The 21,321-nt window shown below is 48.6% G+C and carries 23 protein-coding genes and 1 pseudogene; 5 read left to right on the top strand and 19 right to left on the bottom strand.

All coding sequences use genetic code 11. The features are described from left to right. The first annotated feature begins 21 nt into the window (after nt 1–21). From istA to ACP59X_RS04770, 3 genes are all read left to right on the top strand, one after another. The gene (gene istA, locus ACP59X_RS04760) at nt 22–1,521 is read left to right on the top strand and encodes an IS21 family transposase (RefSeq protein WP_428565603.1); all 1,500 of its coding nucleotides are present in this window, start codon (nt 22–24) and stop codon (nt 1,519–1,521) included. Continuing rightward, a complete protein-coding gene (gene istB / locus ACP59X_RS04765) occupies nt 1,518–2,327 on the top strand; it encodes an IS21-like element helper ATPase IstB (protein WP_428565605.1) in 810 nt (269 codons plus the stop codon). Before istA ends, istB begins: the two co-directional genes overlap by 4 nt. 171 nt (nt 2,328–2,498) lie before the next feature. Next, nucleotides 2,499–2,978, top strand: a complete 480-nt coding sequence (locus ACP59X_RS04770) for a hypothetical protein (RefSeq protein ID WP_428565607.1) — start codon at nt 2,499–2,501, stop codon at nt 2,976–2,978. Nucleotides 2,979–3,065: 87 nt separating this feature from the next. Here the strand turns inward: ACP59X_RS04770 and ACP59X_RS23790 are convergent. From ACP59X_RS23790 to ACP59X_RS04805, 8 genes and pseudogenes are all read right to left on the bottom strand, one after another. After that, nucleotides 3,066–3,194 (bottom strand): annotated as a pseudogene (locus tag ACP59X_RS23790) (phospholipase D family nuclease); the annotation flags it as partial. A gap of 68 nt (nt 3,195–3,262) precedes the next feature. Further along, nucleotides 3,263–4,855, bottom strand: coding sequence for an IS66 family transposase (tnpC, locus tag ACP59X_RS04775; RefSeq protein ID WP_428569807.1), 1,593 nt, complete (start codon nt 4,853–4,855; stop codon nt 3,263–3,265). Nucleotides 4,856–4,883: 28 nt separating this feature from the next. Further along, entirely contained in the window at nt 4,884–5,237 is a 354-nt protein-coding gene (tnpB, locus tag ACP59X_RS04780; RefSeq protein ID WP_428565609.1) for an IS66 family insertion sequence element accessory protein TnpB, read from the bottom strand. Continuing rightward, nucleotides 5,234–5,608 carry an IS66 family insertion sequence element accessory protein TnpA gene (gene tnpA, locus ACP59X_RS04785; RefSeq protein WP_428565611.1) on the bottom strand — a complete coding sequence of 125 codons (375 nt, stop codon included), beginning with the start codon at nt 5,606–5,608 and terminating at the stop codon, nt 5,234–5,236. Before tnpA ends, tnpB begins: the two co-directional genes overlap by 4 nt. Nucleotides 5,609–5,680: 72 nt before the next feature. Beyond that, nucleotides 5,681–6,082, bottom strand: a complete 402-nt coding sequence (locus ACP59X_RS04790; RefSeq protein WP_428565613.1) for a phospholipase D family nuclease — start codon at nt 6,080–6,082, stop codon at nt 5,681–5,683. A 33-nt stretch (nt 6,083–6,115) separates the two neighbouring features. Further along, nucleotides 6,116–6,571, bottom strand: a complete 456-nt coding sequence (locus ACP59X_RS04795; protein ID WP_428565615.1) for a thermonuclease family protein — start codon at nt 6,569–6,571, stop codon at nt 6,116–6,118. A gap of 255 nt (nt 6,572–6,826) precedes the next feature. Beyond that, nucleotides 6,827–7,306: an HAD family hydrolase gene (locus ACP59X_RS04800; RefSeq protein ID WP_428565617.1), complete on the bottom strand. Its 480-nt coding sequence runs from the start codon at nt 7,304–7,306 to the stop codon at nt 6,827–6,829. Nucleotides 7,307–7,678: 372 nt separating this feature from the next. After that, nucleotides 7,679–8,086, bottom strand: coding sequence for a Ros/MucR family transcriptional regulator (locus tag ACP59X_RS04805; RefSeq protein WP_428565619.1), 408 nt, complete (start codon nt 8,084–8,086; stop codon nt 7,679–7,681). Nucleotides 8,087–8,440: 354 nt separating this feature from the next. On the opposite strand from ACP59X_RS04805, the gene ACP59X_RS04810 reads away from it, so the two are divergent. Next, complete coding sequence (locus ACP59X_RS04810; protein WP_160962736.1) at nt 8,441–8,719, top strand: HU family DNA-binding protein; 279 nt, start codon at nt 8,441–8,443, stop codon at nt 8,717–8,719. Between the two features lie 266 nt (nt 8,720–8,985). Further along, complete coding sequence (locus ACP59X_RS04815) at nt 8,986–9,672, top strand: UPF0149 family protein (protein ID WP_428565621.1); 687 nt, start codon at nt 8,986–8,988, stop codon at nt 9,670–9,672. Between the two features lie 371 nt (nt 9,673–10,043). Here the strand turns inward: ACP59X_RS04815 and ACP59X_RS04820 are convergent, their stop codons facing one another. From ACP59X_RS04820 to ACP59X_RS04870, 11 genes are all read right to left on the bottom strand, one after another. Beyond that, nucleotides 10,044–10,385 (bottom strand): helix-turn-helix transcriptional regulator, encoded by a 342-nt coding sequence (locus tag ACP59X_RS04820; protein WP_428565623.1) that lies wholly within the window; start codon nt 10,383–10,385, stop codon nt 10,044–10,046. A gap of 1,504 nt (nt 10,386–11,889) precedes the next feature. Next, nucleotides 11,890–13,008 (bottom strand): TerC family protein, encoded by a 1,119-nt coding sequence (locus ACP59X_RS04825; RefSeq protein WP_428565625.1) that lies wholly within the window; start codon nt 13,006–13,008, stop codon nt 11,890–11,892. 233 nt (nt 13,009–13,241) lie between these two features. Continuing rightward, nucleotides 13,242–13,625: a diacylglycerol kinase gene (locus ACP59X_RS04830; protein WP_428565627.1), complete on the bottom strand. Its 384-nt coding sequence runs from the start codon at nt 13,623–13,625 to the stop codon at nt 13,242–13,244. A 72-nt stretch (nt 13,626–13,697) separates the two neighbouring features. Further along, the gene (locus ACP59X_RS04835; protein ID WP_160962734.1) at nt 13,698–14,171 is read right to left on the bottom strand and encodes a phosphatase PAP2 family protein; all 474 of its coding nucleotides are present in this window, start codon (nt 14,169–14,171) and stop codon (nt 13,698–13,700) included. A 315-nt stretch (nt 14,172–14,486) separates the two neighbouring features. Beyond that, nucleotides 14,487–14,777, bottom strand: coding sequence for an EF-hand domain-containing protein (locus ACP59X_RS04840; protein ID WP_428565630.1), 291 nt, complete (start codon nt 14,775–14,777; stop codon nt 14,487–14,489). A gap of 217 nt (nt 14,778–14,994) precedes the next feature. After that, nucleotides 14,995–15,387, bottom strand: a complete 393-nt coding sequence (locus ACP59X_RS04845) for a pyridoxamine 5'-phosphate oxidase (protein WP_082140046.1) — start codon at nt 15,385–15,387, stop codon at nt 14,995–14,997. Between the two features lie 144 nt (nt 15,388–15,531). Further along, entirely contained in the window at nt 15,532–16,104 is a 573-nt protein-coding gene (locus tag ACP59X_RS04850) for a lipocalin family protein (RefSeq protein WP_428565632.1), read from the bottom strand. A 136-nt stretch (nt 16,105–16,240) separates the two neighbouring features. Further along, entirely contained in the window at nt 16,241–17,359 is a 1,119-nt protein-coding gene (locus tag ACP59X_RS04855) for a sensor histidine kinase (protein WP_428565634.1), read from the bottom strand. Next, nucleotides 17,349–17,993 carry a cobalamin B12-binding domain-containing protein gene (locus ACP59X_RS04860; RefSeq protein WP_160964134.1) on the bottom strand — a complete coding sequence of 215 codons (645 nt, stop codon included), beginning with the start codon at nt 17,991–17,993 and terminating at the stop codon, nt 17,349–17,351. The genes ACP59X_RS04855 and ACP59X_RS04860 overlap by 11 nt, the downstream gene beginning before the upstream one ends. Before the next feature lie 28 nt (nt 17,994–18,021). Further along, nucleotides 18,022–18,393 carry a response regulator gene (locus tag ACP59X_RS04865; RefSeq protein ID WP_043637335.1) on the bottom strand — a complete coding sequence of 124 codons (372 nt, stop codon included), beginning with the start codon at nt 18,391–18,393 and terminating at the stop codon, nt 18,022–18,024. Nucleotides 18,394–18,701: 308 nt separating this feature from the next. After that, the gene (locus ACP59X_RS04870; RefSeq protein ID WP_428565637.1) at nt 18,702–21,305 is read right to left on the bottom strand and encodes a PocR ligand-binding domain-containing protein; all 2,604 of its coding nucleotides are present in this window, start codon (nt 21,303–21,305) and stop codon (nt 18,702–18,704) included. Between the last annotated feature and the right edge of the window lie 16 nt (nt 21,306–21,321).

Raw genomic sequence — 21,321 nt, forward strand, 5'->3', positions numbered from 1 at the left:
GTCGCAAGGAAGGGAGGGGGGATGTACCACGTGGAGATTTATCAGCGAGTCCGGCGAGCCTGCTACGTTGAAGGGATGAGTATCCGCCAAGCAGCCAAATTCTTTGGGCTACACCGGAAAACCATTTCAAAATTCCTCAGTTTTTCCATCCCTCCGGGCTACCAACGATCGAAGCCGATTTATTCTCCTAAGTTAGGAGAATTTACAGGCATCATCGATGCGATCCTTGCCGACGACAAGCTTCGCCCCAAGAAACAGCACCACACGTCCAAGCGCATTCTGCAGCGCCTGCGAGATGAGCATGGGTTTACCGGTGGCTATACCATCGTAAAGGACTACGTGCGTGAGCAAACCTTGCGCTCTCAGGAGATGTTCATCCCTTTGGTGCATCCCCCGGGTCATGCCCAAGCAGACTTTGGCGAAGCCGTAGTAGTAATAGGTGGCATAGAGCAAAAAGCTCACTTCTTTGCTTTTGATCTCCCTCACAGCGACGCCTGCTTCGTCAAAGCTTACCCCGCAGAGACAACTGAAGCTTTCTGTGATGGACACAATTCAGCTTTTGCGTTCTTTGGAAGCGTGCCTCAGTCCATCCTTTACGACAACACCAAGATCGCAGTTGCTCGAATTCTTGGCGATGGTAAGCGTGTACGCTCACGCATATTTAGTGAGTTACAATCTCACTATTTGTTTGATGATCGCTTCGGTCGTCCTGGGAAGGGCAATGACAAGGGCAAGGTGGAAGGCTTGGTGGGTTTTTCTCGCCGCAACTTTATGGTCCCAATTCCGCATTTCCCAAGCTATGAGGCTTTCAATGAATATCTTGAAGCCTGCTGCCGAATGCGACTAGCAGAAAAGCTTCGTGGCCACAGTGAAACCATTGGGCAAAGACTTCAACGTGACTTGTCGACTTTTTTACCTTTACCGACAACACCTTATGACGCGTGCATCAAGTTCCCAACAAAAGTAAGTTCTTTTTCGTTGGTGCGTTACAAGACAAACGACTACTCCGTACCTACAATATACGGACACCGAGACGTGCTGATCAAGGCGTATGTTGACGAGATCATGGTCTGTTGTGGCAGTGAGTGTATCGCTAGACATTCGCGTTCGTACGATAAAGAAGATTTTATATTTGATCCACTGCACTATCTAGCACTGCTAGAGAGGAAGATTAACGCGCTGGACCAGGCGGCTCCGCTTGCCGGCTGGCAACTCCCTGAATGCTTTTCCACTCTCCGCCGATTGCTTGAAAGCCGCATGGGCACTGCCGGCAAGCGAGAATATGTTCAGGTACTGCGCTTGATGGAGATGTTTTCTCCTGAACAAGTCGAAACAGCGATCAAGCAGGCCCTAAAACTGGGGGCAATCGGCTTTGATGCCGTTAAACATCTACTGCTGTGCATCATTGAACGTAAGCCGCCTCGGCTCGATCTTGATGTCTATCCTTATCTTCCTAATGCCAAAGTCCTGACGACAAAAGCCAGCGCCTATTCGTCGCTACTGAAGAAGGTGGCGGCATGAGCGAACAACCACAGCTACTCTTGACGCATCACTTAAAATCCTTAAAGTTGCCGACATTCTCCAGGGAATACGACAAGGTTGCCCAACAGTGCGCTGCCGAAGGAATGGATTATCCCCGCTACCTGCTACGTTTGGCAGAGTTGGAGTTAATCGAACGTGAACGGCGGATGGTAGAACGGCGAATTCGTGAAGCAAAGTTCCCAGCCGTAAAAAGTCTGGACAGTTTTGATTTCCGAGCTTTGCCCAGTATCAACAAGCCTCTGGTCAACGAACTTGCCCGATGCGAATACATTTTACGCCGAGAAAATATCATTGCCCTCGGCAATAGTGGCACGGGTAAAACACACTTGGTCCTTGGACTTGGACTTGCTGCATGTCAGAAGGGCCTTTCAGTGGGCTTTGTCACGGCGGCGTCACTAGTCCATGAGTTGATGGAGGCAAGAGATGACAAGCGATTGCTACGTATGCAGAAACAGCTTGCAGGGTACAAATTGCTTATCATTGATGAGCTTGGATTTGTGCCGTTGTCAAAAGTAGGGGCCGAGCTTCTGTTTGAGGTTTTCAGCCAACGATATGAACGTGGATCAATCGCTGTTACAAGTAATTTGCCATTTGATGAATGGACAGAGGTTTTTGGTTCAGAGCGCTTGACTGGAGCATTACTAGACCGTCTCACGCATCATGTGCATATCCTGGAAATTAACGGTGACAGTTACAGGCTTAACCAAAGCAAAATGAAGCTTCGTCCGGCTCAAAGACCATCTCTTGAGGATAACGGACAAAATCCAGAGCCTTCCCCAAGGTAAAGAACCGAGATAGCAAATCGACAGAAAGGGCCCCTCGGGGCCCTTTCTCTGACAACGGGTGGTACACTTTTGCTCCGGCCAGCCGGTACACTTTCTCTCCGCCCTTGACAGTTTCTGCAAAGCGTTGAAAATTGCACCGTATATACAAGTGTTTCTTGTTTTTTAGCGTGCATGAATGATGCATTTGTTGAAGGTCAACGCCAAAAAAAAGCTCAAGGGTTTATAAGCGAAAACATCGAGGCAATAATTAGCTCCCTGAAAAAAGAATTTCCGGACAGGGGATTCATGGCTACTGATTCTTGGGATGAGTATGTTTATGACGTTGAAGTGGACAATGTCCAGGTAGAGGACATTATAATTGAAGAAATTCTTGCCGGCAGCGTGACATTCAGCGCTAGTATGCTTGTAAGTTATACTGCTACTGTTGATTATGATGACCCAGAATCGTGGTCAAAAGATAGCGACACAAAAGAAGTTTTTTATCGTCATAGGGTTGAAGGCGAAAAATTGTCTAGAGAATTCAGGGTTGACGGGAGATTCAAATTTGACATCGCCGGAGACGGGTTCTCTTTTGATGGCATGAGTCAATATGATGTTGCATTGCCTGACATAGTAGACTTTGAGATTGATGAGCATGAATACCATCATTAGAAAATATATATATTCCACACGATCTTTGTTGTGAGGGCAGTGGCCTTATTAGTTGTCTTGATCGTAGAAATTGTCATCTCTTGGTTCTCAATATGCTTCCGAGTGCTCTTTGTGCTTGTCCCAATTGTCCATATAAATCTTGACCATCTCTTTGTTCCGAATAATCAATAAATTCTCTGCATTCTTTTCTTCAGCGGCCTTCGTGAAATTGAAAGATCCGTAAGCGCAAAGGCAGACCCACCTTCCCGGCGTGTCCTAAGCTGGCTATAGAAGGAGGCTCTCAGCTAAGCTGAGATGATCTTTGAATCGAGAAACTGCGGCAGCAGAGCCCGTAGGTCCTCTTGAGACTTGGTCAGCGGCAGCTTTTCAAAAACGAAGTGTAGATAGCGCAGCGGCTCCAGGCCGTTGGCCTTGGCGGTCTCGACGAGGCTGTAGATGGCGGCGCTGGCCGCCGCGCCGGCGGGAGAGCCGGAGAAGAGCCAATTCTTCCGGCCGACGGCGAAGGGTCGGATGGCGTTCTCGGCAAGGTTGTTATCGGGGCGTAAGCGCCCGTCCTCGAGGTAGATGACGACGCGATCCCACTGCCCCAGGGCATAGGCAATGGCTTTGCCGAGCAGGCTCTTGGGCGGTGTGGTCTTCTCCCGTTCCAGCAGCAGCGCCTTGATCTTGCCCATGATCGGCTTGGCCTTCTCCTGGCGCATGGCCCGAACCCGGTCGGCGTCGAGTTTCGCGTCCCGGGCCTGCTTTTCCAGGTGGTAAAGCTTGCCGATGAGGTCGACTACGGTCTGAGCCGTCCCTCCGGTGCTTTTCTTCGAACTGACCTTGAGCACTTCCACGAATTTTCGGCGCACGTGAGTCAGGCAGCCGACATGGGTGATGCCCTCGCGCTCGCCCAGGGAGTTGTAGCCAGCGTAACCATCGGTCTGCAGATAGCCTTGGAAATCACCGACGAGTTCCTCGGCAACTTTTCCGGATCGGGATGGGGCATAGTGGAAAAGAACGCACGGGTGTTCGGGAGGTCCTCCCCGGGCTAGCCACATGTAGGACTGGCTGGTATTGGCCCGGCCGGATTCGCCCAGGACCTGCACGACGGTTTCATCCAGGTTGATGATCGGCCCGGAGCGGATCTGTTCGTGAAGCAGCCCGATCAGAAGCTGGCAAGCCTGGGCGACCCGCAACGCCCAGCCGCACATGGTCGCCCGGGAGATGTCCAGCCCCAGCCGCTCGAACATGCGTTCCTGGCGGTAGAACGGCAGCCCGTCGACGAACTTGGAGGCCAGCACGTAGGCCAAAAGGCCCGGGGTGGCCAGTCCCTGAGGAATAAGCTGCGGTGGCATAGGCGCGTTCTTGACCGTGGGACCGTCGTCTTCCACGCCCTCGCAGGCCCGACAGGCATATTTGGGGCGGATGTGGCGAACGACCTGGATTTGGGCCGGGACGAAGTCGAGTTTCTCACTGACTTCTTCGCCGATGCGGGTGAGTTGGCAGCCGCAAGCGCAGACCTTCTCCGCCTCGGGGATGTCATGGACGACCTCGACGCGGGGAAACTCCTGAGGAATGGGACGACGACCGGTTTTCTTGCGAGCGTGGGTGGCGACGGTGATCTCAGCTGGCTCAAGCTGCCCCCCGGCCACCGCCTCAGCCTCGTCGAAGAGGGAATACTGCACTTCTTGGGTCGTGGGCTTGGCCTGGCGTTCCGACTTGGCCAGATGGAGGATCGCCTTGAGCAGGCGAACCTGCTCTTCCAGTTGGGAGATGTAGCCGGCCTTGTCGGAAAGTTCCGCATGATGTTGGGCCGCCAGATTGGCAATGAGCTCTTTGAGCGCGGCGGGGTCGTTGGGCAGCGAGTTGACGTCCATGGCTCTGAAATAATGCAGCCAATTCACTGAAATGTCAAGTTTTTTACTATAAAAGCGTTGAGTAGCGCAGGCCGGGATGTCCTCGAACCCGTAGCGGATCCAGACCCTCGAGAAGCCAGCTCAGTTCGCGGCGAGTCAGCTCCAAAACCGCTTGAGGGGACCCGGGCCAATTGAAGCGGTGCCTCTCCAGCCGCTTCTGCCAGAGGCAAAACCCGTTGTTATCCCAGTACAATACCTTGATGGTGCTGTGCCCTCGGTTGCAAAAAACAAACAGGTGACCGGAGAAAGCGTCACCATCCACGCGGTCGGCAACCAGCAAAGACAACCCGTCTATGCCCTTGCGCATGTCGGTCGCTCCCAGCACCAGGTAAACCTTGGCACCCGGGCCAAAGAGGGTCACGCCGACTGCTCCCAGTCGAGCAGAACGTGCAGCAGTTTGCGGAGCGCCGGTGCGGGGAAATCTCCGGCGATATCCACCCGGAACCGTTCGCCCACATGCAGGCGCAGGGGCACGAACTCCGGGGAGACATCGGGCAGGCCAGGAGCCAACTGCCGAGGACTGACGGCCACGAGGACCGGCGCGGTATTCCCGTCGACCCGCTCACGAGCAAAACGACGCGCCCAGAGGCCCAGCGAACTCGCTGAGACGGCTTCCCGGCGACAATACGCTGCCTGACTCAGGCCGCTCCCACGCCACGCGGCCACCTGCCCTTGCCAGTAAGCACGCGTTGCCGGCGAGTTCCGCCGTTTCTTGCAAATGATCTCCGACATCTTGGCTCCTCCTTGCTTGGAGCAATGATGCCAGAGACACAAAGAGGCCGGTAGAAGGGTCGGAGCTTGCGCTTACAAAGATCCCGTGACAACAATGGAGCCATCGATGATCATCACCTTGTTGTGAGCGATGGCATGCTTGTCGTCGATATACACAGGAATTCCTTCGTTTTTCAAGAAGGTCGCGCCGGTATAGCGTGCCGACCTTTGGCTTTTGTCCAGTATGGCTTCGATTTTCACCCCGCGCTTGGCGGCATCCACCAGGGCTTTGGCAATGGGGGCTGATGTGAAGCTGTAGGCCTGGACGAAAATGGAATCTTTGGCTTGGGCAATGGTGGCTACCAGGGCGTCCTGTGCCCCGCCCCGGGGTGAGAAATAAACCTGCACAGGAGTATCGTGCAGGGTGAGGTCGTAGGCATAGGCCGGCAAGCACCATAGAACAACGACAAAACAAAGACTTACAATTTTTCTCATCGGTTAGCTCTTGAAAAACTGATTCCTATCGTTCTACTCGGACCACAGGCCCTTCTTTTCGTCTCGGCACTGCAATTCCCAGGCGTTCCAGCCGACACATTCCGGGGTGAACTGGTCGCGGCATAGCTTCATGTTCACGCGTGCCAGACAGGCTTTGGCCAAAACGTTGGCGATGTCCTCTTGACCGACAATTACCCGGGCCACGGCCACCCCATCCTTGCCCTGGCCCATGGGGAGTACTTCGGCAACGTTGTCCCATTGGTGGCACCAGGACGTGGTCCTTTTCGTGGCCGCCTCGGCATGTTTCGCGCCGGCTTGGGGGACGGCTATGGCGAATAGGTGAATCCGTTCTATTTGCCCGTCCGACTTGGCGATGTCCAGGGTCGCACCATCGATGATCGTGACCACTTTGCCCGAAAATTTTTCGGTCGCGAGAGCTGACGTCGCTACCAGCACGGAAAAGAAAATGGAGAACAAGAGGATTTTCAAAAGCAGCCTCCATGGCGAGAGCCGTAATATCTTGAAATAATGACGGAATAAAGCAGGTGTTCCTATGGGGGATATTTCGATGCTCGCTCCAGCTCGGTACTCGACGAGTACTCGAAAATGGTTGCTGCATATGGACGGCTCCGAATCGGCAGCGAACCTGGTCCCTGCTTTCCCTCCTGACGTCATTTACCATTTTCGACGTCCCGGGGTTGGAGGTGATCAATCACAAGAGGTTGCGGCCTGCCCCAGCAGCCGTCAACATCGCAAGGTGGCGGCGAGGCGTTTGGGGTTAAGCAGTAGATCCAGCGCGGTGAGGATGTCGCGGCACACCACACGTGACGCCAGAATGGACTGGACTGCCGCCCCTTCCTCGCCAATGACCGCGATGCCCAAGGCGGCTGCTGCCAGCATGAGGTGATCGTTTTGCCCGTTGCCGATGGCGACCGTCCACTCAACTCCGATGTCCTGGACGTACTTCAGCTTGGCCTTATCCTGCTCCGCCGGGCCAAGAATGGAAAGCTTACACGGCAAACCCTCAAGCTGGCGGTTGACCGTGCCCATGGTGTCGGCAGTGACCACGTGGATCAACAGATGGTGCGGCGGGAGGGCAAGTTCTCTTAATCGTTCAGCGACTCCGGGCACAAGCGTCCCGTCCGTAGCCAGGGTGCCGTTGTAATCAAGCACCAGGTGCCGAACCTCAAGAGAATCTTGGCCGGGTATGGCATACAGCGCCATTGCTGCCTCCGTTGAGATTGTTGATGGCCAAGGTCCTCAATGCCTGTTTCCGGGGCAGTAGCAATTCGGTCCAGCTCCCGGTCGCCGCCCTGGCTCCATCGGTGATCACGCGGTGGCTCCACTTTGTGAGCACTCAGTGGCTCCATGGGGGCGGTCCGGACTTCGAAAATGGTGGACGCCAGGTGGCCGGGACCCGAATCGTCAGCCAATTTGGTCACGATTTGTCACCCCCTGACAGAATTCTCCATTTTCGAGGATGGTTGTCTGGTTAGGCATGCATCCGTCAAGACAAAAAAAGCCCCAGCACGGGAGGCGCGCTGGGGCTAAGGGGGAGGCCGCATCAGGCCGGGCGGCATCGAATGGTAAACATTGCTATTCGGCTTTGTCCTTGGTCCGCCGCTCCCAAAGTTTCATGTCCTTCATCTTGGTGCGGCGTGCCCGGGTCAAGGATTTACACGCAAGCCCCTGAGACTTTTTATAGCCGTATTTTTCCTTATATTCCTCGGGAGTGAGACCATGGGAGGCCAAGTGCTTCTTGGTAATGACCTTGAAGGACTTCCCGCATTCAAGGCAGGTAATTGAGGATTCCTTGATGGCCTTTTTCGGGTCCATGGCCGAGGCGGTAGCATCGGCATCACTGGTGACGATTTGGCCGGTGCTGAGAGCAGCAATACCCTTGGCGATGGAATTGACCATGCTGACGATTTCATCTTCTGTCATGGGTCGGGCAGTGGCCTGGGCCTTCACAATCTCAAGAGCGCTTTGAAGATATTCGTCCATTATGTCCTCACTGGATGGCTTTGTTGCAAAATGAAAAATACTGTCTGAGAAGAATGATCGCAAATTTAAGAAAATTGTCAAGTGCCAAGTGCTATGAAATTTCAGTGCGTTGCATCTAGAGTGTTCTTTTGAGGCATGTGTAATGAAAGTTTATGAACAACCAGTTTTATTGTGTGGGAATTTTTACTTAATATATAGCGCAGTAAAATGCATTGACAGATTTGTTTCGCAAAAAGGAAGCGTTGTGATGGTTTTGGAGAAGCTGGTCAGGCTTGGATGAAAATCCACTTGGCGGCATCTGAATGCTTGCAAGTCTTTTGAATAGTTAATACTCTGTCGACACGGGGGTGTAGAATGAACAGAGGCGAACTAATCAAAGTGCTTTCTGAGAAGTATAATCTTGATCCGCAATTTGCTGCCGACTTCGTAATCCATTTTTTTGACTCTATTAAACAAGCTCTGAACGATGGAGGCCGCGTAGAGCTTCGTGGATTCGGTTCATTTGCAGTAAAAAATTATGAAAGCTATACAGGTCGGAACCCTAAAACTGGCATTCAAGTGGAAGTTAAGCCTAAGAAGCTTCCTTTTTTCAGGCCAGGAAGGGATTTGAAAGAATATCTTAACCGCAAATAGCTTGAAGCAATGGTCTCTGGGAAGGACTCGCGAAAATGGAGAACGCCAGAAGCCACTGAGCATGGCACGAAACCGGCCCCGGTCTGAAGTATTTGCGGGTCCTGAATGGATGCCGAGTGGTCTCGTGGTCGTTGCCCTGACGCGGTTTACCATTTTCGACAGATCTCCGTGTCCATGGATGAACGGCCAGGCTGAACTTGATGTCATGGGGCACGCCCCTTGGCAGATGACCATACCTTTTAGCCCTATAGCATAGAGGATTTACCGTGCTTGATTCGTTGAGTACTCCCCTTTCTAAAGAAGAGTTGGATGATTTCGGCAACTACTTGGAAAGCATCCCTGGAGCCATGAATCTTGAAAGGGTCCATGGATTTCTGACATCGTTACAATGTTCGCCACAGCTTGTTTTTCCGAGCAATTTCTTTCCATATATCTTGGGGAATGACCATGTGTTTGATTCAAATGAAGATTTGAATAAGTATACAGGGGCAATACTTAGACTATGGGAAGGAATATCAAGGCAATTGAACGACGGATTCTTTATGCCTCTTTTGAGAAACCAAAGCAATGGGAAGTTTCCAGGCAATGAATGGTCAGAAGGATTTCTCGATGGCATGAAACTAGTCGGGCGAGACTGGCGAGATTTAATAGATGATGACGTGGCTTACAATCTTATTACACCGATCTTTGCTCTCGGTCATGAATTTGATCCTGACCCTGAATGTCGGACGGCACCTGGAATTGATGAAGAGAATCGTGAAACAATGATTACGGGCATTAAAGTATTTGTTCCAAAGATATTTGAATATTTCACTCCAAAGCGAAGCTCTGTGCTAAATTCAGCTCGAAATAAACAGGTGCCAGTTCGTCGGGCATCACAAAAAATTGGCAGGAATGATCCTTGCCCCTGTAAAAGCGGCGAGAAGTATAAGAAATGTTGTGGGAAAAGTTGATAATCCAATGTCTTAGTAACGAAAACTGAGTGCGCCATTACCGATTGAGTTTTGGACCCAATTTGTCGCGGTCAAGGGTCCAATTTGGTGCTTGTTGTGGTCGCGTCGAAAATGGAGAAAATCTTCCTTCAGCATTTGCGACCTGGGGACCCGATGAAAGCCGTTTGCAGGTCCAGTAAGATGAGTTGCCATGGAATTAACCATTTTCTTGGAGAAAGGGATGCCGGGTGCGGGGACCCGAAGCGTCCCCGAGTTTGGTCCCAGGGCCGTTGGTTTTGGCGCGGCTACCATTTAGGATACGTCTCTGCGTGGATTGGCCCCTGGAGTTGCCCCCGCCAATCTCGCGTCTGTGGCGTGTCGTTTGTTCCGGCTCAGACCAGGAACACCAGCGGGCTGGACCCAAAAACTTCGGCCAATTTCGCTGCCATTTTCTTGCTGATGGGCCTACGGCCATGCTCAAGGTCTGACACCACGGTCTTCGACACACCCAGCCGCTTAGCCAGTTCGACCTGCGTCCACCCCTCACGTGTCCGCCCGCCGCGAACCAATCGGCCAGGATTTCGCGGACCGAATACCTCTTCAGGACCATAAGTTTCAGTGTCCTCAATGGCTTGGCGGATAGCGGCTTCAACGGCGTCGGCGACTCCGCTTTTCACCCGGATGTGCAGATCAACATATCCGTCGGTAATTTGCGCTCTCGTGACTTCCGACATAGAGCACCTCTATTTCGTTCTTTTCAATATTTTCGCGCCACACGGCGACGTAAGTTGGTCGTCCGCGCAGGATATGGCAGTGGTGACAACCAGGTCGGCCGGAGATTTTTCCATAATGGGGCCAGCTGGGTAGGACCGGACCGATAGCCTCCAGCTCGGTGGTGAGGAATTCGACAGCATCCCGGACTTTGGGCGGAAGCCTGGCGATGCCCTTTCGCGCTATGATCGCAAATCGAATTTTCCAGCCCATGGGAAAGAAATACACTTTTTTTGTGAACTGTCAAAGACGGAAGATGCTGGACGGGAATTCCAGTCGGAGCAGATGTCCTAAATAATGTCCAGGGAGGCGTACCGTGCGATTTCGGCTCTTTGGCGACGAAAGGCCGCGCAGAGTGCCAACGACCGCCAGGGAGGCGTTTAGGGGCATTGGGGACGCCTAAAAAAGCCTCGCCGGGTCCCAGATGGAACCCGGCGAGGCTGCTACTCGATTTTATTGCAAGTGTTGTCGAAAACCTGTTCCTGCAACCCTACGTGACTTTTGTCAGCTTGCTCCGGTCATTGCGACCAGGCCGATCGCCTTAGCTCATAGCGAGAAGGATTTCCCTTTCGCTTTGTCGGGTCCCGAAGAGAACCTTCGGTGCCGTAACTACTGGCTCTCGTTTAGCCGGGTGTAGAACATCATGTTGTCTTGTGCGCTTTCACGCCGGTTTTCTTTCGACAACTCCACTACGCCAAGTATCTTGTTCTGCTGTTGGTTCGGTATCGGAGTCTTGGTCTTCATTTCGACGATTGGCTATTTCCTATCGTCTTTTCAGCCCTTATGCACCCGCAGTGGGGGCTTTCAGTCTTGGGCGACTCGCTTCGCCATTTATGGAGCAATGTAGTCCATCGGCGTTAACCATCCATCTGAAATTCTGTTGAGCGTTGCCGTCAATCCAAAACCAGTCAACATTCTCTACTGCGTCAGTCGTTCTTGGCATAAATTCGTACTTTTCGCAGTCATGTACGATAAGAAAAGTCTTGTCGTAATTCAGGCCGGGGTTATACACCCTGATTGGCCTTCATTTTTGGCGACTTAATTCGCCTGTTATGGGAGTTGGCATTCGTGACAGCGCTACTCCTGTTAGAGTTAGCCCCGTTTATGGGGTGCCTGTTTTTTAAAGATAATGGTTTGGACCTCATTGTAAAGGGGCCTTGTCTCGAATGCTGAAAATTTTGCATTGATCTAGGAATATTGGTGTTTTTTGAAGCGAATAGCCGCCGTGGAATTGCTTGACCGCTCAACTAGGCTCCATTTTTTGAAATTGCTAATAATACTAGGTGCTAGAGGTAGGCTGGTATCGGGCGCTGTTCCTGTTCGGCCAGTATTGGTGCCGCTGGGCACCCCGGTGGAGCCACCGCCAGGGATTGCACGACATTACGATTTGTTCTGCCATCATGAATGCACCCCCGGCGTATCTATGCATTGGGATTCTTAAGGGACAGCAGTTTTCAGCATGTGGAATCAGGGCTCGCGGCCCCCTTTCTTTTCACGGTCGGCGGAATCGGTTTTAGTCGGGCTGCCCGGCACCCACCAACGCGCCGCCTCGTTAAGTTCTTCCTCGGTTGGCTCGGCCCGGGTCTTAAGCATCGAAAAGAGTATGGAAGCGATGATGATGCCAGAAGTGATCAGCAGAGCGATCTCAGTGGGCACAATCTTCGCTCCGAACCATGCGTTGACGATCATTTTCGCGCCAACGACCACGAGCACAAGTGACAGGCCGTATTTGAGATAGTGAAAACGATGGATGATACTCACCAGGGCGAAATATAGAGCCCTAAGGCCTAAAATAGCGAATACGTTCGATGTATAGACGATGAACGGGTCTGTGGTGATGGCGAAGATTGCGGGTATAGAGTCTAGAGCGAAGACCAAATCGGTGAATTCTATGACCACCAAAACGATGAGAAGAGGCGTTATGTAGAGCACGCCATCACGTCGGATGATAAATTTGTTGCCTTCGAATCCTGGTGTCACCCTGAAATGACGACGCATAAAATAATTGATGCGATTTTCATCCAGGTTAGGCTCCTGTCCCACAGTGATCAGCATTTTGACCCCCGTGAATACAAGGAATGCTCCGAAAACGTATATGATCCAATGAAAAGTATCGAGAATCGCCGCGCCAGCAAATATAAGCGAGGCACGCATGACAAGTGCCCCCAGAATGCCCCAAAAAAGAACCTTGTACTGGCAGTCGCGGGGTACGGAAAAATGCAAAAAGACAAGGACGAACACAAAGATATTGTCAATTGAAAGGCTTTTTTCGATAAGATAGCCAGTTATGTACTCCGTTCCGGCTTGTGGACCTAGAAAGTGATAGACACACCCACCGAAGGCTAGGGCCAGCACGACATAACCAAAGCTGAGTAGCAGAGCCTCGCGTACACCGATCTCCCGCCCTTTGCGGTGTAATACGCCAAGATCCAGGGCCAGGAGGATCAAGACCAGCAGATTGAAGCCAATCCACATCCACGCTGTTTCCACTTTTTTTGCCTCCTGATTGTCCCGGGAAGTGCGTTTGCCTCGTTTCGGCAATTTCTCCGCCGAAGCCAAGATAACGCAGGTTTCGTACCGGAGCACCCTTCCTGGGGCTTTTCTATGATTCTACCGGCCTACTTTAATGTCATCAGTTCCCAGAGGCTCGATATTTTGTGGCATTAGAGATGCTGCAATACTGCTTATAAAAGAAGATACTCTTCTTTGGCTTTAATCCGGGGTTAATCTGTGAATAGTTTCAAGCATAATGTTTGAAAGTTATAGAAAATTTTAGTCTCGAATTCTGTTCTTCGTTGAAACCTAAAAAACATCTTGTTTTAATAGTTCTTCAAAAATTTTACTGTCTCAGCGCCTAAAACAACGACCCAAAGAAGAATTGATATCCCAGTGGCGGCCGCTGATATGTCTTTAATTACTTTAATCTTCTCGTTTTCATGCGTTTCGATAAAGTCACACAGGGCTTCAATGGCGCTGTTGAACATTTCGGCAATAAGTACCAAACCTGTGGCTGCCATGACAAGAAGAGCGTCTATCCATTGATGCAAGACGATGCAGATAAAAAGCATAAGTATTGAAAGATATACTTTGTAAGCGACACTAAAATCATAACGAATAGCATAACGAAGACCAGAAAGGCAAACCTTAATTTTTCGAATTGGGTGATACCCATATTCTCCCTGTCCGAGAAACTTATTTCGCACGTGTAATTCCTCCTTTACAGATACAACCGGGATTAAAGCTTTCCAGCCATTTAGATTTTGGAAGTCATGGGGTCATTTTCTAAATAAAATAACATAGTACAAGCCAGCTACGACAATCATAGCTAGAATAAAACCTGCCAGGACATCTGAAACATAGTGAACTTGAAGGTAAATGCGTGAATAACCTACGCAGAATACCAAAAACAGGTTCAAGACAGAAAACAATGTTGCCCATGTTGGCGGAAGGAATTGAAATATAACAAAGGTTAAGGACAAGAAAAAAGAAGTTGCCTGAGCTGTGTGAGCGCTGGGGAATGACCAGTCAGGTGGCATAGCCACAATAAGTCCTTCAGAGGAAGGGCGCGGACGGCGAAATAATAACTTTGCCACATGGACAGAAGCTACAGTAAGTAGCAAGCTTAAACTAATAAAAGTTGATTGGGCATACTTTCCATCCAAAACCAACAGGAGGCAGAGCAACATAGATAAGGGCAAAAGAACATATAACGAACCAATCCAGGTGATGGCAGTAAAAAATAAGTCCATAGTGGCTTCCTGGTAGTTTTTAAGATCTTTTCAGAACCAACTATTGCTCAACCGATTTATAAACTGTAACAGTCGTTCTACCTTTTGCATCGGAATTTATTTACACGATGGTTATTAAGCGTTGCTTTAAAGGCAGAGGCTAACAAAAACAATATATCTCATGGTAAGCAAAATTTCATCACTTAAAAATAAAATGCACAATTGAAATAGGCCGAGAAATTAATTGTTGTTGTCCATTAATCTTGCAACTCTAGATTAATGGTCCATCCAGACATCATTAATACCCCGGCCTTTCTGTTTACAGAGCGTCTTTAGCTATTTCTTCTCGTCGGGATTGTTTGAATCCTTATGGCCATAACCGTGTGCCTCCTTGAAAGCGTGCCATTCGTCATGGTCTATGCCACCAGATTTGTCGACGTCGATGATGACAAATGCCGCTGCTGGGTCGCCATTCGCTTTAAAAAATTCAACGAATTCTTCTTTTACAACAACCTTGTCGCTGTTTTTGTCAATATCTCCAAAGTGGCCGTCATATTTTCCGCCAGCAATAGCAAAAACTGCAATTAGAAGTGCACTCAGGAAAGTTAACACAGCAAATTTTTTCATAATACCTCCGGATAAGTTGATCCTACAAAATACGATTGATTTCGATTCCGTCAACCCTGCTGGGCAATGCATCACGTGGGCAAAATCCGAGACGGTAGACTCTCCATTTTGCCCAATCAAAATTGGTCGCTCCAACTCCGCAGGACCAGCCCGCGTGCATTTAGGGCCGTTTGTAGGAGAGCTGGAGCGTGAACCAATTCCAAACTGCTATGTTGTTTCAGTTTACTCCGATTAAGGGTAATTCCTTGTCAATTTTAAAGAACACTAAGAATCTCTTAGATTCTTTGAGTTCAAGTTCTTTGGGATGGCAGCGACGACAAAGGTCATGGAGAAGCGCTGTATCTTCTTCCTCGCGAAGCATGGTCAGGGAGAGACGCTTGCCTTTGTATCCAGGGCCACTCTCCATGAACAAAAAATGAGCCTTCCCATTGCCAAGAACATTTTTATGGCTAAGGCGATCATTCATAACAACAGCCAATGAGCCGTCGTCCATCACGTGTGGTCGTGAATAAACGGCTGCATTCGCTTCACCAGATGCATTTGATGTAGACAGTACACCAAACCCCTTGGTTTCTTCAAAGTACATTTTCAACTCCTTGGCATCTGTCATTTTACACTCCGATCAGTTGATGGTTGAAAATAGCATTTTTGGTGGTATCGCTTGGACTGTCTGTGCTTTTAAAAAGCAAAACGTCAAAATTACCCGACAGGTTCTTTCACTTCAGAAGTGCCAGAAGATTAGCGCGTCTAGGGATCAATCAGATCTAGAGCACTCATGATTAACTTTTAAAAAACGCGAACTGTCAAACCCAAGCTCTTCTGCTTTTGCCTTGAATTCTTTGAAGGTATTTTCATCAATAGTCTTCGTGCGTGAAAGAATCCAGAGATAGTTTCTGTCTGGTGTTCCAACGAGGACGTGCTGATAGTCTTCGTCTATTGATAGGATGTAATATTTTCCCTTGAATGGTGCCCTGAATTGAACATAAAGCTTGGAGTTGTCTCCTTTATTGATGGGCCATGCTATTGCTGTCGCTGTGACAAGATTGCCATCTCGGTAGCATGAATTTTTTACTTCAACTTTTCCGCTATCTGTAAGCAAATATTCTGCTTTAGTGCATTTGCATCCAGCTTGAAACCAAGCGTAGAACTCGTATGCCGAAAACCAAGTGCCCTGGTACCGATTGAGGTCGACGTTTTGAACGGTTTCAAGGGGCATCTCTTTTGCGAATAAGTCTCTTATGATATACTTTATGGGTAGTTTCACAAAAGCGACAGTCAGGATTGCTATGCATAAACAAATTCCTGTCAATACTATAAATTTAAACAACAACAGCTCCTTTCACAGGCCAGAGGCCATGATAATTTGTTCGCTGCGAATATTCTTAAAATTGTTACAATTTTTGAACCGCAATGACTAACAGTTCGGATAGCAATAGAAATTCCATTAGCCATTTTTTATTTGCTCACTCTTTTGCCACAACAGGCAAAGTGAAATAAAATGTTGAACCTTCGCCTTCACTGCTCTCCACCCAGATGCGTCCACGATGGCCAAGGACGATGCGCCGGACGATAGCAAGTCCCAAGCCTGTGCTACGCTCTCCCTCCGTGCCTTGCTTCGAGACCCTGGTGAAAGGTTGGAAGATTAAGTCGATTTTGTCTTTGGGGATTCCAACACCTTGATCACGAACCTCAACTGTCACAAAGTCACCACTCATAAACATATTCACCATGACCGTAGTGTTTCGTAGTGAATATTTCAACGCGTTTGACAATATGTTGTTGAGAACTTGCTCGATTTTTATTGAATCAAAATCTAGCTCAGGAATTACTTCATGCACGTTTAAAATTATTTGGATATGTTTTTTGGCTGCAATAGCTGAATTCAGTTTGACAATCCTCTTAACGAAATTAACGTAATCACATCGAGATAAATCAAGGCCAAGCTTTCCAGCTTCAATCTTTGAAAAGTCCAGCAAGTCGTCCAACAATTTAAGCATGTAATTGCTAGAGTTTTTTATTATGCTTAGAAATTCTTTCTGCTCATCCGTCAAAGACTTAGCTTCATCCATGACAAAATCACTGTATGCAATAATAGCTCCAATAGGGTTTCTCAAATCGTGCGCAGCCATCCCTAGAAATTGATTCTTAATGTCATTGAGTTTTTGCAACTCGCTGTTATTTTTTTGAAGTTGCCGTGTCATGTTGCTGAGTTCATTGTTTGTTTCAATTAAAGTCTTCTGCAGAGTGAGTACTTCCGTGCCCGAGGCCTCTCCGTAAACATCCACTCCCTCGGTAACTTTAAAAAAACTGAAAAAAAAAGTCCGAGGAAGGTCAGCACAGGTATTAACAGAGGCCGGCACATGGGTCATTTCATTCTGTGCGGCCTGGAGTGGGTCAATGGTCTGTGTGAAAGCAACAAAAATCTCGCTAAAATTAAGGCCAACCGGATTCGGTTGCAAGGTAGCTTTAGCAAAATTATTTGCTTCTAAAATGCGGCCAGAGTTATCTAGCCGCAAGTAGATCATTTCCGCAAAATCATTAAGGAACCTGGCGTTCACATTGTCAACGGATTTAGGTCGCATAAGCATCTGCCTGTATATATCCTTCAAGTTCTGAAAAGGAACGTATTAAATGAACATGTTCAGTTGGCTTCAGAACTTCGCTAGCAGCGAAGCTAAAGGCTTGTCCCCCGACAATAATTGATAGTTCCGGATGTCGGTCACGGATTTTGCCAATTGCCGTGAGTAGGTTCGGCATATTATCCTGCAAACTTAGAGAAAGGCCGACCATATCTGGTTGATTTGTATCGATGAAGTCCAGAAGGCTCTGGAGTGGAGTATTTGCCCCCAGGAAAATAGTGTCCCAGCCGTTGAGTTCCAGTACATCAGCGACCATTTTTCCGCCGATCTGATGGTATTCGTTCGCGGTGCAGGAGATGACAGCTTTCTTACCGCAGTGGTCCGCCATGAAGATTCTGGGGTAGACCAAGGGGAATAGACTTTCAGTGATTGCCGTTGCCATGTGCTCCACAGCGACGGTGATTTTGTTTGCAGCCCAAAGATCACCAATAGCATACAGCGACTTTTGAAAGTAACTAAGATACAGGGTTTTGATGTCGATGTCAGTTTCCAAAAGACCAAGAATAATTTGCCGGCATGCCCTGCGATCACCGGCAACTAGGCTTTGAAAATAACTATCGTAAAGGTCAGATTCCATGTCGGCTCCATGTGTTTACTGCCGGGACTCAACTCTCTGCGATGGAAGCCACCGCTGCGAGAAAACGCTCCTTATCAACAGGTTTCTGGAACGCCTCGTTAGCACCAAGCCCCTTAGCATACTCAAGAAAGCACCCCCCTGTCATAGTTTTCCCCCCACCTGAAAGGACGATCACTCCCTTAGCGCAATGCGAAGCAACAACATCCATCGACATCTCTAATCCATCTGCCTCTGGCATAAAAACATCAGTAACAACAACATCTGGATGGCTTTTGTGGCATTGCTCAATGCCTATTCTGCCATTGCTGGCCTCTATGACTTCATGCCCCTTGCTGACAAGCCATCGACGCAAAATACATCTATATGTATCGTCATCATCGACAAGAAGAACTACGGCCATGTGATATCCCTCCTGCTGAAGTAGCTACTGAATATTGTCTTTCGGTAAAAATTGGCTTGCAAGTTCCGGAAGAAATTTAAAAAACATAGATTAAATGTCAGAACGGAATTTTGCATGCTAGAGAGCCTATTTTGAATGTCTGTAATTTTTTTGCCACAGTCATAGTGCTGAAAGGGCGAATTTGTGTTGGTTGCTTTATACTTCTCCGCCCAGAAGATTAATTATGATACTTTTTGCAGTATTCTTACGCATATATTTGTTGAATTATTTCGTATTGTAACTGCACAACAATGTATGCATGAAACTTGTCACGACTTCTTCATTGTCACTCTTGCTATCGCATCAATGAGTTCCTGCTTGCTAAACGGCTTGGAAACGTAGTCGTCCATCCCTGCTTCTAGGAATGTTTCGCGGTCTCCTAGCATTGCATGAGCAGTCATTGCTATTATTGGGATATTTGACTTTGAAACAAATTCTGGCGCGCTTCTTATGGCTTTGGTCGCAGCGACACCGTCCATGACAGGCATCTGGATATCCATTAAGATTAAATCAAAATCGGATTTGGCAAGATTTGCCAATGCATTTTTCCCGTCGATAGCCATCGTAGTCTTGCAGCCAAGCTTGTTTAGTGTCTTGCAAGCAACTGTCCTATTTATCTGTTCATCTTCAACGACAAGGATGTTTAATCCTGGAGGTATTCCATTCTCAGTCATTGGCTTCAAGCATTCGTTGTCTGTGCTTGTTGGGGTTGCAAACTTAAACTGTAAAACGACATAAAATGTTGTTCCCTTTCCAATCTCACTATCTATGCAAAGACTTCCACCTAATAGGCTGACAAGTCGTTTGACGATAGCCAGCCCCAGCCCAGCTCCTTGCTTGGATCGAACATATGATCCGTCTACTTGTGTAAATGGTTCCAGAATGTCTTTCTGTCTGTCGTCTGGTATCCCTATCCCAGTGTCGGAAACTGAAATAAATATTCGGCACGATTGTTCCACGGGGCACGGCAGGAGTGATATTTCAACGGAAATACTTCCTTCTGGCGTAAACTTGATGGCATTTCCGACGATGTTGAACAGTATCTGTCTCAACCTTGTTTCGTCACCAACGAGGCGGCGGGGAATTTTCTTGTCCAGCGCGACGTTCAAAATCAATCCATGCTCTTTGATGGATAGCAAAAAAACGTCACAAATGGACTGAGTCATCTCTTCGATGTCGAATTCAACTTCGTCAATAATGGTTTGCTTGGCTTCTATCTTTGACAAGTCAAGGATGTCAGACAGCAAGCGTGTCAATCTTTTTGACGACTTAATTGCACCCAGTAGATACTCTTTTTGTTCGTCGCTCGGCTCCGTTTTTTCAAGGAGTTGTAACATGCCAAGTATACCATTGAGCGGTGTGCGGATTTCGTGGCTCATGTTCGCAAGAAATTCGCTCTTTGCTTTATTTGACGCCTCCGCTTTGTCTTTGGCAGAGATTAACTCTTGTTTGACCGCATCAAGCTCTGTCAGGTCGATGTCTAGACAAAATAGCTCTAAGTCGCCATGCCCTGTTGTTTGCATGACATGGCTTGAATAGACTGGAACTGATGTTCCATCTTTGCGGATAAGGTGGAGTTCACCCGCCGGGATGGGCTTGCCTTCTTCTGCGTATTGACGAATGGCTTCGATAACATGAGGACGCATATCGGGTGGAATTATTAGGTCTTCAAGATGGACGCCAATAGCTTCATTTTTCTTGTATCCATAAATTTTTTCACTGGCATTATTCCAGTAGATGACTTTCCTATCACGATCATAGCCTTGGACAGCCACTGAATCTACGTTGTCGAATAATTTTTTAAAGCGTGCTTCACTTAGCTTGATGGCATTTTCTGCCTGCTTTCGATCAGAAATGAATCTGGCTTGTTGAATATTTTGGTACGCCATTGAAGAGAGTTGTTTGGTCAGGGTAAAAAGAACTTGAGCAATTTGTCTGAAGCGCTCTGGTGTCATGCTGGGAACTTCACGGAAAGCCTCAACCACTTCGTCTTCGTCGGCCCCGATCCGTTTTGCATAGTCGCGCATCTGTTTTTCGTTTTGGCTTGCGTCGCGCACTTGGCCGATCAGCCAGTTGGCAATGTGTCGTCCGCCTACCGAGATACCCGCCCCTGCGTCCCACAGCCCCCCGCTCATGCACGGCCGAATGGTTGGTCCTGAAACGGATAGCTGTCCAAGCATAGCGTCGGATCGAAAACAATTGGCCTGACCTTTTTCAGTTTTGCGAATAATATCACTACACAGACGGCAAAAGTTACTCGGATTGGTAATGGGCGTTCCATCAGGTCGGGTAATAATCGAGGCTACACGCGTGGCATTGGCAAATTCATCTTGGAGGCGCTGGATATCGGCCAGGTTAAACATGTCCTCAAATTGGATGCCCTCGGTGTCCTCGAGGGGGCGTGTAAGCGCCACCATCCGTCTTTCCAGCGCTTCTTCAGTGCGCTTGCGTTCTGTGGTGTCAACGTAGATACACATTCCACCAATGCAATCTTTGTTTAGATCGTAAAGTGGAAAAACATTTGCAACAATGTGAAGTTCTGTTCCGTGGTGATCCCTAGTAGGGACTTCAATATCTCTGAATATTTTATTCTCTTGAATGCTTCTACCTACGACAGTTTGATGTGATGGATCGTTGTAAAAGACTTCGCTTAAACTTTTCCCGTAACATGATTCTACAGGGCCATCAATCTTGAGCATGTCAAGGCAAGCTTGATTAGTTTGAAGGACTCGCTCTTGGGTGTCAACAAGCAGGTACGGCATGGGTAAACAGTTTAAAACAATCTGAAATAATCCCTTGTCGTGTATTGGTGTTTGGGCGAAACTATCGATTTGTGATTCAATCCTCCTGCTTGACTTTTCGGAATCCGACATATTCTTGCCCACCGCC

This window comes from Solidesulfovibrio sp. DCME (genome assembly GCF_049995385.1).
GTDB lineage: Bacteria > Desulfobacterota > Desulfovibrionia > Desulfovibrionales > Desulfovibrionaceae > Solidesulfovibrio.

Coding starts and splice junctions, on each gene's coding strand:
- ACP59X_RS04855 (WP_428565634.1), bottom strand. CDS start 17,359: ATGCGACCTAAATCCGTTGACAATGTGAACGCCAGGTTCCTTAATGAT.
- ACP59X_RS04810 (WP_160962736.1), top strand. CDS start 8,441: ATGAACAGAGGCGAACTAATCAAAGTGCTTTCTGAGAAGTATAATCTT.
- ACP59X_RS04790 (WP_428565613.1), bottom strand. CDS start 6,082: ATGAGAAAAATTGTAAGTCTTTGTTTTGTCGTTGTTCTATGGTGCTTG.
- ACP59X_RS04805 (WP_428565619.1), bottom strand. CDS start 8,086: ATGGACGAATATCTTCAAAGCGCTCTTGAGATTGTGAAGGCCCAGGCC.
- tnpA (WP_428565611.1), bottom strand. CDS start 5,608: ATGTCGGAGATCATTTGCAAGAAACGGCGGAACTCGCCGGCAACGCGT.
- ACP59X_RS04840 (WP_428565630.1), bottom strand. CDS start 14,777: ATGAAAAAATTTGCTGTGTTAACTTTCCTGAGTGCACTTCTAATTGCA.
- ACP59X_RS04835 (WP_160962734.1), bottom strand. CDS start 14,171: ATGGACTTATTTTTTACTGCCATCACCTGGATTGGTTCGTTATATGTT.
- ACP59X_RS04770 (WP_428565607.1), top strand. CDS start 2,499: ATGAATGATGCATTTGTTGAAGGTCAACGCCAAAAAAAAGCTCAAGGG.
- ACP59X_RS04845 (WP_082140046.1), bottom strand. CDS start 15,387: ATGACAGATGCCAAGGAGTTGAAAATGTACTTTGAAGAAACCAAGGGG.
- ACP59X_RS04860 (WP_160964134.1), bottom strand. CDS start 17,993: ATGGAATCTGACCTTTACGATAGTTATTTTCAAAGCCTAGTTGCCGGT.
- istA (WP_428565603.1), top strand. CDS start 22: ATGTACCACGTGGAGATTTATCAGCGAGTCCGGCGAGCCTGCTACGTT.
- ACP59X_RS04870 (WP_428565637.1), bottom strand. CDS start 21,305: ATGTCGGATTCCGAAAAGTCAAGCAGGAGGATTGAATCACAAATCGAT.
- istB (WP_428565605.1), top strand. CDS start 1,518: ATGAGCGAACAACCACAGCTACTCTTGACGCATCACTTAAAATCCTTA.
- ACP59X_RS04865 (WP_043637335.1), bottom strand. CDS start 18,393: ATGGCCGTAGTTCTTCTTGTCGATGATGACGATACATATAGATGTATT.
- ACP59X_RS04800 (WP_428565617.1), bottom strand. CDS start 7,306: ATGGCGCTGTATGCCATACCCGGCCAAGATTCTCTTGAGGTTCGGCAC.
- ACP59X_RS04820 (WP_428565623.1), bottom strand. CDS start 10,385: ATGTCGGAAGTCACGAGAGCGCAAATTACCGACGGATATGTTGATCTG.